This window comes from Capnocytophaga cynodegmi DSM 19736 (genome assembly GCF_000379185.1).
GTDB classification, from domain to species: domain Bacteria; phylum Bacteroidota; class Bacteroidia; order Flavobacteriales; family Flavobacteriaceae; genus Capnocytophaga; species Capnocytophaga cynodegmi.
The window spans coordinates 55,418-72,689 of record NZ_KB900735.1 but is presented as its reverse complement, the minus strand read 5'-3'; the positions used below and the strand labels follow the sequence as shown (position 1 = coordinate 72,689).

General features: G+C 34.1%; 11 protein-coding genes. 5 read left to right on the top strand and 6 right to left on the bottom strand.

What is annotated here, in order from left to right; all coding sequences use genetic code 11:
- Window positions 1-6 precede the first annotated feature (6 nt).
- The 3 genes from YW9_RS0109700 (at window position 7) to YW9_RS0109690 (ending at window position 3,280) form a co-directional block, all read left to right on the top strand.
- Window positions 7-945 carry an MlaD family protein gene (locus tag YW9_RS0109700; protein WP_018279975.1) on the top strand — a complete coding sequence of 313 codons (939 nt, stop codon included), beginning with the start codon at window positions 7-9 and terminating at the stop codon, window positions 943-945.
- 111 nt (window positions 946-1,056) lie between these two features.
- A complete protein-coding gene (locus YW9_RS0109695) occupies window positions 1,057-2,379 on the top strand; it encodes a (Fe-S)-binding protein (protein ID WP_026193951.1) in 1,323 nt (440 codons plus the stop codon).
- Window positions 2,380-2,491: 112 nt separating this feature from the next.
- Entirely contained in the window at window positions 2,492-3,280 is a 789-nt protein-coding gene (locus tag YW9_RS0109690) for a (Fe-S)-binding protein (protein ID WP_018279973.1), read from the top strand.
- A gap of 78 nt (window positions 3,281-3,358) precedes the next feature.
- Here the strand turns inward: YW9_RS0109690 and YW9_RS0109685 are convergent, their stop codons facing one another.
- The 4 genes from YW9_RS0109685 to YW9_RS0109670 all read right to left on the bottom strand — a co-directional run bounded on the left by YW9_RS0109685 (window position 3,359) and on the right by YW9_RS0109670 (window position 13,977).
- Window positions 3,359-6,802, bottom strand: coding sequence for a reprolysin-like metallopeptidase (locus YW9_RS0109685; RefSeq protein WP_018279972.1), 3,444 nt, complete (start codon window positions 6,800-6,802; stop codon window positions 3,359-3,361).
- Between the two features lie 89 nt (window positions 6,803-6,891).
- The gene (locus tag YW9_RS0109680; protein ID WP_018279971.1) at window positions 6,892-10,080 is read right to left on the bottom strand and encodes a reprolysin-like metallopeptidase; all 3,189 of its coding nucleotides are present in this window, start codon (window positions 10,078-10,080) and stop codon (window positions 6,892-6,894) included.
- Window positions 10,081-10,169: 89 nt separating this feature from the next.
- Window positions 10,170-13,055 (bottom strand): reprolysin-like metallopeptidase, encoded by a 2,886-nt coding sequence (locus tag YW9_RS0109675; RefSeq protein ID WP_018279970.1) that lies wholly within the window; start codon window positions 13,053-13,055, stop codon window positions 10,170-10,172.
- 310 nt (window positions 13,056-13,365) lie between these two features.
- Window positions 13,366-13,977 carry a trimeric intracellular cation channel family protein gene (locus tag YW9_RS0109670; RefSeq protein WP_018279969.1) on the bottom strand — a complete coding sequence of 204 codons (612 nt, stop codon included), beginning with the start codon at window positions 13,975-13,977 and terminating at the stop codon, window positions 13,366-13,368.
- Window positions 13,978-14,215: 238 nt separating this feature from the next.
- Here YW9_RS0109670 and YW9_RS0109660 point away from each other — a divergent pair, with 238 nt between their 5' ends.
- Both YW9_RS0109660 and YW9_RS0109655 read left to right on the top strand, forming a co-directional pair.
- Complete coding sequence (locus tag YW9_RS0109660; RefSeq protein ID WP_018279967.1) at window positions 14,216-15,175, top strand: ribonucleotide-diphosphate reductase subunit beta; 960 nt, start codon at window positions 14,216-14,218, stop codon at window positions 15,173-15,175.
- A 29-nt stretch (window positions 15,176-15,204) separates the two neighbouring features.
- Window positions 15,205-15,492 carry a hypothetical protein gene (locus YW9_RS0109655; protein WP_018279966.1) on the top strand — a complete coding sequence of 96 codons (288 nt, stop codon included), beginning with the start codon at window positions 15,205-15,207 and terminating at the stop codon, window positions 15,490-15,492.
- Window positions 15,493-15,549: 57 nt separating this feature from the next.
- Here the strand turns inward: YW9_RS0109655 and YW9_RS0109650 are convergent, their stop codons facing one another.
- Both YW9_RS0109650 and YW9_RS0109645 read right to left on the bottom strand, forming a co-directional pair.
- Window positions 15,550-16,428, bottom strand: coding sequence for a DMT family transporter (locus YW9_RS0109650; protein ID WP_018279965.1), 879 nt, complete (start codon window positions 16,426-16,428; stop codon window positions 15,550-15,552).
- A 65-nt stretch (window positions 16,429-16,493) separates the two neighbouring features.
- Window positions 16,494-17,252, bottom strand: a complete 759-nt coding sequence (locus YW9_RS0109645) for a response regulator transcription factor (protein WP_018279964.1) — start codon at window positions 17,250-17,252, stop codon at window positions 16,494-16,496.
- Window positions 17,253-17,272: the final 20 nt, after the last annotated feature.

Here is a 17,272-nt window from a genome sequence, read left to right as displayed (position 1 = left end):
AATTAAATGAAATTAACGAAAGAAATTAAAACAGCATTCATTGTTATAGCTGGAATTGCTTGTTTTTTTATAGGATTTAACTTTCTGAAGTCTAAATCAATATTCAAAAGAACTAATACGTATTACGCTGTTTTTGACCACTCTGGAGGATTAAAATCTGGTACTCAAGTAACCGTTAATGGTGTGCAGATAGGAGTAGTTGAATCTGTAAAAATAGAAGAAAAAACTGCAAAAATTAAAATTACGCTTTCTTGTTCAAAAGATTTCACTTTTTCAAAAAATAGTAAAGTAGAGCTTTACAATAGCCTTTTAGGAGGTGCTGGATTGCAAATCGTTCCTGTGTTTGATAATGCCCCTGAAGCACAATCAGGAGATACGTTGCAGTCATCAATACAAATGGATATGTTACAGGCTTTAAGCACGAAGTTTGAACCTACTCAATTGAAATTAAACAACTTACTATCTCAATCAGATACCACGCTAAATTCTATAAACACACTATTAGACGATAAAACTATCGCAGATTTGAAAAAATCTATCGCAGACCTAAGTACAACGATGAATAGCTTAAGCAAAGCTTCTGTAAATCTGAATAATATGTTGGCAGTAAATCAAGAGAACTTAAAAGTAACCTTGCAAAATGCTAATAAGATGACAGCTAATTTAGCCAAAGTTTCTGATGAATTAGTTCAAGCAGAATTCAACAAGATTGTTACAGATGTACAAAAAATGCTAACAAACTTGAATAATGTTTTGGTCAATATTGAATCTGGTAATGGAAGTATAGGCAAACTAATGAAAGACGAAGGCTTATACAAAAATGTTGAAAATGCTTCCAAACAACTGGAACTTCTACTGGAAGATTTACGTTTAAATCCAAAACGATATATGCATTTTTCGGTTTTTGGTAAAAAACATCAGTCTTATCAAGAAAACGAAAAATAAATTTTCAGAAAAGCAGTCAGTTGTGATTAACAAACGAACTGCTTTTTATTTTCTGTTTATAAAATCCAATTAATTGTATTATAACAAACAATTATTGATACATTTCTGATTATGAATCTACTACCCAACATAGTATTTTGCTTATTACTAATCATTTCCATTGGATTTTTCACAATGAATGTTCGTAAATTAATCCGTAACATTCGTTTGGGGAAAAGTGAAGACACCTCTGACAATCGAGCAAAACGCTGGAAAAATATGTTTCGAATTGCATTAGGGCAAGGAAAAATGACCGTTCGCCCAATTGCTGGAATTTTGCATATTCTTGTATATCTTGGCTTTATAATCATCAATATTGAGGTAATCGAAATCATTTTAGATGGAATTTTTGGAACGCATCGTTTGTTTGCTTTTTTGGGAGGTTTTTACGATATCTTGATTGGCTCTTTTGAAATTTTAGCTTTTTTGGTAATCACTTCAGTAACAATCTTTTGGATACGACGTAATATTTTAAAAATCAGTAGATTTCAAAAAAAAGAGTTAAAAGATTGGGCAAAAAAAGACGGAAATATCATCTTATACATCGAAGTTATTTTAATGTTTCTTTTCTTAACAATGAATGCCGCTGATTATCGTCTGCAGCAATTAGGCGTTGAGCCATACATACAAGCAGGAAGCTTTCCTGTGAGTAAATGGATTAGCCAATTAATGTACAATTTTCCAGCTTCAACATTGATTATCATTGAACGTGTTTATTGGTGGTTACACATCGTAGGGATATTGTTCTTCCTGAATTATTTATATTATTCAAAGCATTTGCATATCGTTTTAGCATTTCCAAATACATTTTTCGCTTCCACTCGTCCGCAAGGAGCTTTAAAAGTGAATCAAGCTGTTTTGAAAGAAGTAAAGTTGATGTTAGACCCTAATGTTGACCCTTTTGCAACAACTGAAGAAAATTCCAATTCTCCTGAAAAGTTCGGAGCTTCTGATGTTTTCGACCTCACTTGGGTACAATTGCTCAATGCATATACTTGCACTGAGTGCGGACGATGTACTGATGAATGTCCCGCTAACCTAACTGGAAAAAAGCTTTCACCACGAAATATTATAATGAAAACACGTGATCGTTTGGAGGAAGTGAGCAAAAATATTGATACCAATAAAGGAACTTTCAAGGAAGATAACAAACAATTATTAAACGATTACATTACTCCTGAAGAGCTTTGGGCGTGTACCTCTTGTAATGCTTGTGTAGAGGCTTGTCCTGTAAGTATCAACCCCTTATCAATCATTATGGATATGCGTCAATATTTAGTGATGGAACAATCAGCAGCTCCAAAAGAACTCAATAATATGATGTCTAACATTGAAAATAATGGAGCTCCTTGGGCTTATAGTCGTTCTGATAGAATGAATTGGGCTCAAGAATAGAATATCTCTTATTTTTAAATCTTTTGTTCTTTTCTTTTTCAAACAATTTTAAAAGATTAATTTCGTATCAAATTGAAAAAACTCACTGAAGATTTTAATTTTCTACTCAATTATGAATCAAAAACTTAATATTCCTACAATGGCGGAAATGGCTGCACAAGGTAAATCTCCTGAAATTCTTTTTTGGGTAGGAAGTGCAGGAAGTTATGATGACCGAGCCAAACGGATTGTGAAGGCTTTTGCACACTTACTAAACCAAGCCAAAGTTAGTTTTGCTGTACTTGGAACGGAAGAAAGCGATACAGGCGACCCTGCAAAACGTGCTGGGAATGAGTTTCTTTTCCAAATGCAAGCAATGATGAATATTCAAGTGTTAGAGACTTATAATGTTAAAGAAATAGTTACCACTTGTCCGCATATTTTCAATACTTTAAAAAATGAATATCCTGCTTTAGGTGGAAATTACAAAGTATGGCATCACACACAATATCTGAAAAAATTAATTTCAGAAGGAAAACTTTCTGTTAATCAGGATAAACTGAACGGAAAGCGAATTACTTTTCACGATCCTTGTTATTTGGGTCGTGGAAACAATATATACGATGCTCCTCGTGAGATTTTACAAAAACTTGGAGCAAACTTAACCGAAATGAAAAAGAGTAAAAAACGTTCATTATGCTGTGGTGCTGGAGGAACGCAAATGTTCAAAGAACCTGAAAAAGGAAACAAAGACATTAATATTTTGCGTACAGAACAAGCTCTTGAAACACAACCTAATATAATAGTAACTGCGTGTCCGTTTTGCAATACAATGCTTACAGATGGAATAAAATTCAAAGAAAAGGAAAGCTCCATAGAAGTATTAGACATTGCAGAATTACTTTATGAAGCTACAATATAAATAAAAAGCTGGAACTTGTTAGTTTCCAGCTTTTTTCAAATTTCATATTCCCCAAAAATATACTTAAACTTTAAATATCTATCTTACAAACAGATAGCCTTGTTTTGTATTTGATTTTCCCGTAATGTATTGATATTTGAGTATATAGAAATACGTTCCTGTAGGAATACGTTTGCCTTTTCGGAAAACTCCTTTCACATTAGCATATCCTCGGAAAACTTCACCATTTTTTTGGTAGTTTTTCGATTCATATACTTTCTGACCTAATTCGTTAAAAATCTCAATTTGAAGATTTTTATAATTCTCGATAGGTTCAAATTTCAAGTAATTCTCCGAACCTGACTCGGTAGAAACCCCATTGTAAACAATCATTTCTTGGGTCAGTTCTGTCCCTGCAGGTGGTTGTACTCCTCCCGTAGGAGGTGTAGGCTGTGAAGATTTTTTAATGGTAACTTTCTGTTCGTGAGTAGCTTTATTTCCACATTCATCAGATGCCTCCCATTTGTAAATGATTACTTTGTTTCCGTTTTCTTCCTTGTTTTCTTGGCTTTTAACAACTTCAACCTTTTCAGAGCAATTATCTGTTGCGTTTAAATTGACTTGTGCTGGAACTTTATTTTCTTCCACAGAAATATCAGTTGGTAAAGTTCCTGAAAATGTAGGAGCTTTATCATCTCTTACAGAAATAGTTTGCGTAAAAATAAGACTTTGGCTACAACCTGTTGCGGTGTAAACTCTTTCTATTGTATAATTGCAGTTGTCTCCTTTTCTGGTATCTTGATGTGTTATGCTTACCGAGTTACAACCGCTGGTTTCAAACTGCGAATTATCCGCATCTGGAATAGCATCACAAGAAACCGAAATAAAAGCCTCAGGAACTTTTGTAAACACCAAATCAGCTGGTGGTGGAGGTGGTGTTGCATCAGGGTTTATGGTTATGGTTTGTTCGTAGTATTCTTCATTTCCGTACGAATCGGTAGCCAACCAACTATAAACAACTACCTCTTTTCCTTGACCATTGATTCTGTTATCTGTGGAAGATTTTACTTCAATTTTATTCCCACAATCGGTTGCTGTCAATTCTGCTCTTTGTGGTACTTCACTCCTACTTTTAACCACCATATCTTGCGGATAAGCTGATAGTTTAGGTTTTTCAATATCTCGAACTACGATATATTGTGTGTGAGAAATGGTTTTGGCTACCTCATCTACGGCAACCCAAACTCTTTTAATTTGAAACCCCTTTTGGTCACCAAACAATTGTTTGTTTTCCGTGAGATATACTTTTGGAGATTTTCCGCCAATAACCTGCAACTGAGGAGCTTCATTTTCTGTATAAGCATTATGACAATAAGTTACAAAATCTTTCGGAAGTGTTCCTACAAATTGTAAAGGCTCTACAGATTCTGGTAAAAGTTTTACTTCAATATATTGAACAAAACTTGTTTGATTGTTACAATCATCTGTAACTGTCCAAGTTCGGGTTGTAATATTTCCGTTTTTTTCTTCCTTATTGACAATTGTTACAGGGTTCGAACCACAAGTAGAAGTGGCTTTTATATTGGCTTTCAGAGGAATTTCAGATTCTTGATTTACAACAACATACTTTTCAGGAAGATTATTTAAAGTAATTGCCGATTTTTCAATCTCAAAACCTCCCTCACCTGTTCTTATATCATTATCCGTCAAAGCAAAAGCGATATGGTCAAGAACTTCAACCTTGATAAGTCCTAAGCCTGAATGAAATATGGGTGTATTACCTACCTGATGATAAACTTTTCTTCCTATGGCAATATTAGGCATTACGATTTCGCAACTTCCATCATTTTCTGTTTCTCGCACTAAGATGTGCTTAAAGGTTTTCCCAAAATCATCAGAAAGTAATATACGTACTTTGGTATTTTGAAAAAGAGTTTGGTCTACGTCCCAAGTAAGGGTTACCTTTTCACCCATTTTGTATTTTTTCCCTTCAAACTTAGTAATTTTGAAAGGTTCTCCTTCTACAAATTTCACCTTAGCTTCGTGCATATCATATCGAGTAGCGTGGTTACTTCTTTCGTTAAGAGTGTTTTTAGTATCATTTACCCCTAACCAAAAAGTATATTCTTTTCCTACTTTTAAATCATATTGTTTCCTAAGAAAGCCGTTTTCTGTCACCCAATGCGTATAGTATGCTTTTGTGTTTACAGATGAAGATTTTTCGGTTACAAATTCAGCAACAGAAGATGTTTCGTCATTTTTTATATCTGCTTGATGAATAGCGTACAAAAGTGGGTCATTATCAGGGTCAGTAGCATTAATGGTGAATTGAAAAAACGTTTCCTTTGGAAGTCTATATTCTGATTCAAGTTTTGAAACATCTATTATAGGTGCTTGATTTTTAGTATCTATCCCGAAAACAGGATTTTCTCCTTTGAGCCATTCTTTTTTGAGTATGGTTCTGGTTCGGTCTTGATAATAAGCTCCATCTCCCAAAATTCTTCTTCGAATGAAATAAATACTTGGCAAAGAAAAGAAATCACGAGGAGAGCCATAACTCATTATAGAAGTCCCGTTCTCTGGTTCGGTTTTGATGGTTGAATCTCCTCCTGTTGTAAAGGTATGTAACGAACCAAACATATGCCCAAGTTCGTGACCAATAGTCGCATAACTTTTTATAGCCACAGCTGCTGATTTTTTTGATGCGTCAAAAGCACCTCCGAGTACTGCTAATCCGTTGTTTTTACTTCTGGATTTGGCAATAACAATACCCACATCGTAATTGTCTGCACCTATAAGCTGATTTATTTTAAGAGTCGAATTATCAATAATATAGCGAGAGGTTTTATTATCAAAAGTCTGTTTATCACTTGTGTTAAAAATGAGTTTTTCGTCATTTACAATTTCAAACTTTATTCCTATATCTCGCATATAAATTTCATTGAGTGTAGCTTCTAGCGAACTCCAATATTTTTTAACCGCCTCTATACTTCCTTCTCTTCTGTAATAGTACCAATCCACCAATACTGCCAATCGATATACACGTAAAATTTCATCGGAATGTATGTGATATGTATTTTTTTCGGTTGCTGGTCGAGAAAAAGGTGTTTGTTGCGGAGTCTTTGGGTGGTGTACGTGGCAATTTCCGTCTGAACATACTCCACATTTTTCGCCCTTTTCTTCGCTGAAAAGGATAATATAGCCATCATCAGAGGTTTTGATATCCCATTGAGTTTGCTTCCATTCAAAATTACCTAATATTTTTTGATCTTTTGAAATCGAAAGTGTAGCAACGAACTCGTCATTGTTGTGGCCCACAAAAGTACGGATACCTTCCTTTTCAGTAAACGAAGTGTTACGTTCTTCCCACTGCAATAAAATTTTCTCATTTTCAGATATAGGCACTGCCCATTCTATGTTATTTCCTGCTGAAAATAAGCGAATTACATCAATGGATTTTTTTGAAGTTTCAATGGTTTCCTGTGCAAAAGCCACTTGCCCAAAACTGATGAAACTAAAAATGAGATAGATATAGTATTTCATCAAATAATATTTTTTAGAATGAGATTTTTCAATTTTCTTTGAAAACTAAAACTCCCTTTGTAAAAGTTTTACAAAGGGAATTTTAACAATTATCTTACAAACAAATAGCCTTGTTTTGTGTTTGATTTTCCTGTAATATTTTGATATTTGAGTACATAGAAATACGTCCCTGTAGGAAGACGCTTACCTTTTCGGAAAACTCCTTTNACNTTNGCATATCCTCGGAAAACTTCACCATTTTTTTGGTAGTTTTTCGACTCATATACTTTCTGACCCAATTCGTTAAAAATCTCAATTTGAAGATTTTTATAATTCTCAATAGGCTCAAATTTCAAGTAATTCTCCGAACCTGACTCGGTAGAAACGCCATTGTAAACAATCATTTCTTGGGTCAGATCTGTCCCTGCAGGTGGTTGTACTCCACCCGTAGGAGGTGTAGGTTTTGAAGATTTTTTAATGGTAACTTTCTGTTCGTGAGTAACTTTATTCCCACATTCATCGGAAGCTTCCCATTTGTAAATGATTACTTTGTTCCCGTTTTCTTCCTTGTTTTCTTGACTCTTGGTTACTTGAATATTTTCAGAACAATTGTCCGTAGCCGTTAAATCAACTTGTGTTGGAATATTGTTTTCTTCCACAGAAATATCAGTTGGTAAAGTTCCTGAAAATGTAGGTTTTACATCATCTTTTATCGTAATGATTTGAGTATGCGTGATAGTTTTTCCGCAGTCGTTAGTGGCTATCCAAGAGCGTGTTAACACGTAATCATTTTTGCATTTCTCGTTCGATTTTGTTTCTCCATTATAAACCACTTTCGGATTACAGCTACCTGACACTTTCAATGTAGGAACTGATGGAATTTCCTTTTCGCAAGTAACTGTCATATTTTTAGGCAATTCGCCCACAAAATTGATTTCTGACGGAATAACAGTAATTTTCTGTGTGTGAGTAACTTTATTTCCACAATCATCAGAGGCTTCCCATTTGTAAATGATTACCTTGTTCCCGTTTTCTTCCTTGTTTTCTTGACTCTTGGTCACCTGAATATTTTCGGAACAATTATCCGTAGCCGTTAAATCAACTTGTGTTGGGACTTTACTTTCTTCCACCGAAACATTGGTTGGTAAAGGTTCTTTGAATACAGGTGATTTATCATCTCTTACAGAGATAGTTTGTGTAAAAATAAGACTTTGGTTACAACCCGTTGCCGTGTAAACCCGCTCTATCGTATAATTGCAGTTACCTCCTATTTTCGTATCTTGATGTGTAATATTTACCGAAACACAGCCATCAGTTGCAAATTGTGAGTTATCTGCATTCGGAATAGCCTCACAAGAAACTGAGATTGAAGCCTCAGGAGTTTTTGTAAATGTAAGTATTTCAGGTAAAGAAGGGTCACGAGTAATTGTAAAACCTCCTACTTTAGGGTCGAAAGTGGTAAGCGCATAGGCAATTCCATCAATTTCTTCTATTTTTATGATTCCTGCGTTTACATTCCATTTTTGTTCTCCAAAAGCAATCGTCTTAACCGAAATATTCGGTAGTTTTATGGTATGATTTCCGTCATTTTCCGTAGAAGCAGCCAAAGTGTATTTAAACGTTTTACCAAAATCGTCCGAAAGCAAAATTCGAACTTTGCTAGTATTTTTATCGAAAATCTTGCTATCTACACTCCAAGTAAGCTGGACTTCTTCCCCTTCTTTATAATTGTTTTTCATTGAAGAAGTAATCTTAAAAGGTGTTCCCTCTTCAATAATTACTTGGGTTTGAGCTATATCATACTGGCTGATATATTCGCTGGTTTGCTGAGATTGAGCATCACTCACGCCCAACCAAAAAGTAAACTTACCTATAGCATTAGGTGTCGTATTATGTACCAAATTAAGAGTTTTTTCACTATACTCTGTTTGAAATACAACAGGGTTGCTACTAGTGGCTTTTCGTGTTAAAAAACGAGCATTTGAGGCTTGACGTTCTGGACGAATGTCCGTCTGATGGGCTGCGTACAACAAAGACTTACTTTCAGGGTCTTGAGCAGGAATATAAAACTGAAAAAAAGTCTCTTTCGGAATTTTATAACTTGTTTTTATTTTCGTTTTGTTAATGGTAGGAGGTTGATTTTGAATATATTTTCCGTAAGGAAAATTAGTCACTGACGGATGATTACCTACTTTTTGAGTTCGATTGGTATCCGAAAAATAAGGTACGTTAACCAATTTTTCTCGAATCATTTGTATGCTTCGTAAGGAAAAAAAATCCCGAGGATATCCATACGACATTATGGATTGTCCTGTCGACATTTCCGTTTTATCACTGGCAGGGTCAATTTGAGGTCTGGAAGGAGAAGTAATGGAGAAAGTATGTCTTGCCCCAAACAAATGTCCTATTTCGTGCATAATAACGGGACGAGAGACCAAAGCCACCGCCGCAGCCTTTTCGGTTTTGTAGGCGTTTTCTAAATACGCAAGTCCCGCTACTTCTGTAACTTTGGCTATGTATATTCCTAAATCATAACTTTGGCTACCTATTTTTGAATTTATTATTCTTGTGGCATTGTTAATGATATAATCTGCATTTCTGCCAGAAATTTCATCTCTTTGGGTCGAAATTAGTTTTTCATCCTTTACAACTTCAAATCGGATACCTAAATCACGCGTATATACCTCATTGAGTTCCATTTCTTTGGTTGCCCAAAATTTTTTAACTTCTTCCACCTTGCTACTGAAACCAATGATACTTGTATCCGAAAAATATTCATAACTAACTGCCATCGCTAATCGATAGATTCTAAGTACATTTGTGTTGGGAATGGAAGGTGTTGGAGTGTCGGAATCTGACAGAAGTATAGGACGTTTGGTGGAAGGCTTATCAGAATGACAATGTCCGTTAGCACACGTACCGCATTTGTGATTAGAACTTTCGGTGTACAAGATTAGAAAACCATCTTCCGACGTTTTTAAAACGATTTCTTTGTCTTTCCAACGAATATTTCCCGAAATGGTGCCATTCAAAATAGAAATAACCGCTACTAAATTTTTATCGTGATACCCCACAAACGAACGAATTCCCTCACTTTGAGTAAACGAAGTGTTACGTTCTTCCCACTGCAATAAAATTTTCTCATTTTTAGATATAGGCACTGCCCATTCTATCTTATTTCCTACTGAAAATAAACGAATTACATCAATAGCTTTTGTTGAAGTTTTAATCGTTTCTTGTGCAAAAGCCACTTGCCCAAAACTGATAAAACTAAAAATGAGATAGATATAGTATTTCATCGAGTAATATTGTTTAGTATGAGATTTTTCGATTTTTGGTAAAAAAACAAAACTCCCTTCGTAAAACTTTGCAAAGGGAATTTTAATAATTATCTTACAAACAAATAGCCTTGTTTTGTATTTGATTTTCCTGTAATGTCTTGATATTTAAGTATATAGAAATACGTTCCTGTAGGAAGACGCTTACCTTTTCGGAAAACGCCTTTCACGTTGGCATATCCTCGGAAAACTTCGCCATTTTTTTGATAGTTTTTCGATTCATATACTTTCTGACCTAATTCGTTAAAAATCTCAATTTGAAGATTTTTATAATTTTCGATAGGTTCAAACTTCAAGTAATTCTCCGAACCAGATTCGGTAGAAACACCATTGTAAACAATCATCTCTTTCGTTGGTTCTATTCCTGTAGGTGGTTGTACTCCACCCGTAGGAGGTGTAGGTTTTGAAGATTTTTTAATGGTAACTTTCTGTTCGTGAAAAACTTTATTTCCACATTCATCGGAAGCCTCCCATTTATAAATGATTACTTTATTTTCTCCTTCCTGTCTTTCTTCTTTTGATTTGATAACTTCAATATTAGCAGAACAATTGTCCGTAGCAGTTAACGTTTCTTGTGTTGGAATATTGTTTTCTTCCACAGAAACATCTGCAGGTAAAGATTCATTAAATGTAGGAGCTTTATCATCTCTTACAGAAATAGTTTGCGTAAAAATAAGACTTTGGCTACAACCTGTTGCGGTGTAAACTCTTTCTATTGTATAATTGCAGTTGTCTCCTTTTCTGGTATCTTGATGTGTTATAATTACCGAGTTACAACCGCTGGTTTCAAACTGCGAATTATCCGCATTTGGAATAGCATCACAAGAAACCGAAAGAAAAGCCGTAGGAGTTTTTGTAAACACCAAATCAGCTGGTGGTGGAGGTGGCGTGGTAGTCTTTTCAATTTCGATATGTTGAACAAAACTTGATGTATTACCACAATCATCCGTAGCTATCCAAGTTCTGGTAACAAAATTTTCATTTTTTACTTCCTCTTTTTTAAGTGTCAATGGTGAACTACCATTAGCTGTACAAGTTGATACAGCTTCTATTGGTTCATTGGGAATATTATTTTCATCAGATACTTTAAGATATTTTGTAGGCGTTTTAGTAAAAGTTATCGCCGAGGCTTCTATCTCAAAACCTCCCTTTCCTGTAGCAATATCGTTGTCCGTTAAGGCAAAAGCGATATGATCGAGGACTTCAATTTTGATAAGTCCCAAACCAGAATGAAATATTGGAACTCCATTTGCTTCATAATGAACTTTTCTTCCTATTGAGGTATCAGGCATTATAATATCACAATTTCCGTCATTTTCTGTTTCAGGAACTAAGATATGCTTAAAAGTTTGCCCAAAATCATCAGAGAGTAAAACACGTACTTTGTAATCTTTTAATAAATCGTCAACCTGCCAAGTAAGGTTTACTTTTTCACCTGTTTTGTACTTTTTGCTCTGAAAATTCGTTATTTTAAAAGGCTTCCCTTCTACAAATTTGACTTTTGTTTCGTACATATCATAGCGAGTAGAATGATTGAGTCTTTCATCAAAAGTATTTTTAGTATCATTTACCCCTAACCAAAACGTATATGCTTTTCCAGAGCTAAAGTTATATTGTTTTTTAACAAAATTTCCTATTTGCCAATGATTATAAAATGCTTTTATATTTTTATTGGTAGATTTTTCAGATTCAAATTCAGCATTCGATAGATTTATATCTGCTTGATGAAACGCATACAAAAGGGGGTCATTATCAGGGTCGGTTGCATCAACTGTAAACTGAAAAAAAGTCTCTTTCGGAAGTATATATTCTTCTTTAAGTTTTGAAGTGTTAATGATAGGAGCTTGATTAGTCGTTTGTATTTCAGCAACTTTATGTTGAATTTCCAATATTTTTTTACGAATGTAATAGATGCTTGGTAACGAAAAAAAGTCAACAGGATGCCCGTAGCTCATAATAGACTGACCTTTACCAGGTTCGGTCATATACGACGAACTCCCACCTGTTGAAAAAGTATGTACTGAACCAAACAAATGTCCGAGTTCGTGAGTAATGATATGCATATCGTTATTAGCCATTGCCCGAGCTTTTGATTTGGATGACCTGATGGAACCTGCGGTGGCTAACCCACCTATACTAGTATCACTATTTCTTGCAATTACAATTCCGGCATCGTAACTTTCATTACCAATAAGTTCATCTATTTTAGCAGAAGCCCCATCTATAATAGCAGCTGAACGTTTTCCATCAAAAATAGCCTCTTTACTATCACTAATAATCAATTCATCTCTATCAACTATTTGAAATTTAATACCAATCTCTCTTGTATAGTGTTCATTGAGTTTGGTTTCTAACCTACTCCAAAAACTTTTTACAGCATCCTTGCTTCCATAATATCTGTTATAATAATGTTTGTCTACCAACACAGCTAAACGAAATACACGTAGCACATTGTCTGTAGAGATTTTACGAATAATTTTTTCTGGTCTGGCAGTTAAGCGGCCTCGAAGGGGTTTTTTATCGCTATGCGTACCACAATGGCCGTTGTGGCAACCTCCGCATTCCCCTTCGGAATGTTCCTTATAAGTGGAAAGATATCCATCGTTAGTAGTTGTTATTTTCCATTCATTTTCTTTCCAAGTGAAGTCCCCTGATATATTATTTCCATCTTTTGAAATAGATAAAGTTGCCACAAACAAGTCTCCTTCATATCCTACAAAAGTGCGAATACCTTCCTTCTCGGCAAACGAGGTTTTACGTTCGTACCATTGCAAATTGACTTTTTCGGAAGATGAAACAGGAATAGCCCACTGCAATGAACTGGCAGAAAAAAGGCTTACTATATCATTGACTTTTAGTTGTGTGTTGATGTTTTCCTGTGCAGAAACGCCTTGCAGAAAAAACATAAATAATAAAATAATGATTTTGTATCTCATAATTAGTAAGTTAGTATTTATGTGCAAATTATTACAATTTTAGATTCTGTTGTTTAATAAGTACAAAGTTTCCTTTTTCTTAATGAGTTAGTCGAAAACATAGAGAAACTTCGGATGCAAAGATACATTATTTGAGTTAATTGATAAGTATTTTTATAATATTTTAGAAAACAAACATCATTTAATTATAATAAAAAATCTTATTTTAGTTAAAATTATGCTTTAAAAAATTAACAAACTTTGAATAAAAAATGGACATATTTAGATATTGAAAAAGAAATATGAATTCTCAACTTAAGAATTAATTTATCTAATTTATCTTCGGAAGTTCCAACGAACGTTTGATAGCAAATAACCTAAAAGCAATTATGAAAGCAATCGCAATAAACGAGGAAATATAATCATCAAAAAGATTAATTTCCCTCAATCCTAAATAAACCAAACTTCCTGAAACACAAGGAGTAGCATAAATCTCCTTATGAAAAATTATCGGGATTTCATTACATAATATATCTCGAATAACTCCCCCAAAACAAGCACTCATCGCTGCTATCGAAATCACGATAATTGGATGTAAATCGTACGAAAAAGAAAGAGCTATCTCAGTTCCTATAATTGAGAAAAACGCTATTCCAATAGTGTCAAAAAGCAAGAGAGATTTGCGTAAATAATGCATTTTTTTTCGAAAAATAATGGCAAAAAAAGTCCCTCCAAAAATCATTCCTACATAAATCGGTGCTTGCATCCAAAAAACAGGCGTCCTTCCCATCATTACATCACGAAGCGTTCCTCCTCCAAGCCCTGTAACAAAAGCGATGATGAACACTCCAAACAAATCCAACTTTTTTTCACGTGCTGCCAATGCTCCTGAAATGGCAAATACAAAAACTCCAGCTAAATCAACTATATAGAATAAATCCATCTTTTACTAAAATTGAAAGGCAAAAATAAACTTAAATATTAAAATGAAGAAACTAACCTCAATTATTTTCGTTTTTGTATTCTCAAAATTTTGTTTACAAAAATAACAAAACTTTAACATCGGTCATTTGCCCTAATAATGTTGTGGTTAGGCATTTCATTTTTATTTTGTTTCTTTTCTAATTTGTTTTTTGGAAAAATTTCTTCGTATCTTCGCCAAGAAAATAAAGAAATGTACTATGGGAATTTTTGAGAAACGTGAAAGCTACAAACCTTTTGAATATCCGGAAGTTATGGATTTTGTAGATGCAATGCACAGGTCATTTTGGGTGCATTCAGAAGTTGAATTTACAGCAGATATTCAGGACTTTAAGTCTAACCTTTCCATCATTGAAAAAGAAGCTGTCAAACGTGCTTTACTTGGTATTGCTCAAGTGGAAGTTTCTGTAAAAACTTTCTGGGGCGACCTTTACGACCTTTTTCCAAAACCTGAATTCAACGGCTTGGGTGCCACATTTGCCGAGTGTGAATTTCGTCATAGTGAGGCGTATTCGCGTCTTTTAGAAGTACTTGGATACAACAACGAATTTGAAAATTTACTCGAAGTACCTATTTTCAAGGAAAGAAATAATGTTTTGAAAGAGTATTTAGCGAAAAATAAGGAAAACGCTATGGAACGCATCTTGTTTTTTACGCTAATTATCGAAAATGCTTCTCTTTTTAGCCAATTTGCAACTATTTTATCTTTTACACGTTTCAAGGGATATATGAAGAATGTTGCAAACATCATCGCTTGGACTTCTGTTGATGAGCAACTACACGCTAATGCAGGTATATACATTTTGAGAAAAATATTCGAAGAAAACCCAGAAATGAAAAAAAGAGCTAAAGAAGAAGCAACTGACTTCATTCGAAATTATATCGCTCTGGAAGACAAAATGTTAGATTGGATTTTTGAAGAAGGAGAAATTGATTTTTTCACCAAAGAGGATTTAGCAAACTATATGCGTTATCGCCTTGATGATTCACTAACACAATTAGGCTTAGGCAAACCCTTTGGTATAACAAATGAACAGGCAAAACCTATGTTATGGTTTGAAGAAGAAGTATTTAGCAATGAATTAGACGACTTCTTTGCCAAAAGACCAACCGCTTATACAAAACACGATAAAAGCATCAGCGAACACGATTTATTCTAAACAAATAAATTTAAAAAATTAATCTTTTTATGAAGTTTCATCAGAAAGAAATTCTCATCGGCTTTCTCGTTGGGCTTATTGCCAATGGGTTAGGGATTTTGTCGTACATTCTTATTTTTTCAAAATATGGCATTGAAACTACCCTGCAAGATGCTTATCAAAAAGGATATTTGGGTTCTCTGATTGGTCTGGGAGGCATTCTTGACTTACTCTCATTTTTCCTTTTCCTACGTTTAGGACGTGATGAAAGGGCAAAAGGAGTACTAATGGCTTCGTTTGTTTTGGCATTAGTCATATTAGTTTTACAATTCACATAGAATAGTATTTCTTTTAGATAAAAAAGCAGGATTATTTATGATAGTCCTGCTTTTATATTATTTATCTTTTTGTCCAAAAACAATGTCTATTAATACTCCTATGATAATCAGCACCACACCAACTATTAATGTTACTGTAAGTTCTTCTGCAAATAATCCAACACTAATTCCCACAGCAATAACAGGTTCAATCGCTCCCATAATTGCCGTTGGTGTAGACCCTATGTAACGGATAGCGTAAATCAAGGTTGTAAGAGATAACACTGTTGTAATCAATGAGAAAATTGTAAAATGAAAGAACATTGTTACCTCTGGAATAGGAATTTTAGATTCCAAAATTAATGATTTTACCAAAAAATAAACACTTGAAAAAAGCATTGAATAAAACGCAATCTTAATTCCTGAAGCAGAAAGGTGCGTTTCATTGACCACTACCATATACACTCCATAAACAAATGCTCCCATAAATGCTACAAACAAACCAAAATAGTCAATTGAAAAAGAAGAAATATTTTTAACACTTAGGATAAATATCCCCACAATAACTATTAATAAAGAAAGAATCGTTGGTAATGAAATTTTCCCTTTAAAGAAAGTTCCTAAAATAACCGCAACAATTACAGGATACATAAAAAAGATGGTAGAAGCTATTCCTGGACTCAAATAATCGTAAGCAGCAAATAAAAATTCAGATGAAAGAGCATACAAAAGTCCCAAAAAGGCAAATGTGCATAATTCTCTTAGAGTAATTTTTAAACTCTCCTTAGTATACAACAAATATCCTAAAATGAAAACACTTGCTATCAGAAAACGATAAAGCAATGCTCCGTCCAAAGAAAAATCACTTTTCTTAATGGGTATCATAAATAACGGAATCATTCCGTAGGTTGCTGCAGATATAAATGCAAGTATATATCCTTTTAATTTTAACTTCATAAATTAGAAAAGGCTACTCAGAAAAGTAGCCTTAAAAATTAATATTATAAAAAATGTAATTCCTTCTAAACAAAACTATCTTCCTCCCTATTGGTAGTCAATCGGAAACCTTCTCCGTGTATGTTAAGAATTTCAACTTTTTCATCTTTTTTAAGATACTTTCTTAATTTAGCAATGTAAACATCCATACTTCGTGAAGTAAAGTAATTGTCATCTTTCCATATTTTAGACAAAGCTAACTCTCTAGGCATCAAGTCATTTTCGTGCAAAGCCAACAAACGAAGTAATTCATTTTCTTTAGGAGAAAGTTTTACAGGTTCTTCATCTTTGTACTTCAAAAATCTCAATTTTGAATTCAAGAAAAACTCACCAATTTCAAACTCAAATTTTTTGCTATCAGCCACTGTTTCAATAGATTTTCTTTGTAACATTGACCTAATTTTCATCAAAAGAATTTCAGAGTCAAACGGCTTGTTCAGATAATCATCAGCTCCTACTTTATATCCTTTTAACACATCTTCACGCATTGTTCGTGCAGTTAGGAAAATGATTGGTATCTTTTCATTTTTCTCACGAATTTCTTTTGCTAACGTAAATCCGTCTTTATAAGGCATCATAACGTCAAGTATGCAAAGATCGAAGGGCTCTTTTCTGAATCTGTCAAAACCTTCCATTCCATTTTTGGCAAGAGCGACATCAAAACCACTCATTACCAAATAATCTCTCAGAACGGTTCCAAAGTTGGGGTCGTCTTCAACCAAAAGAATTTTTTTGTTAGTTGTTGTTGTTTTCATATCATACGAATTTTCACTTACACTCATCATTTTATTTATTTTTTTAAAGT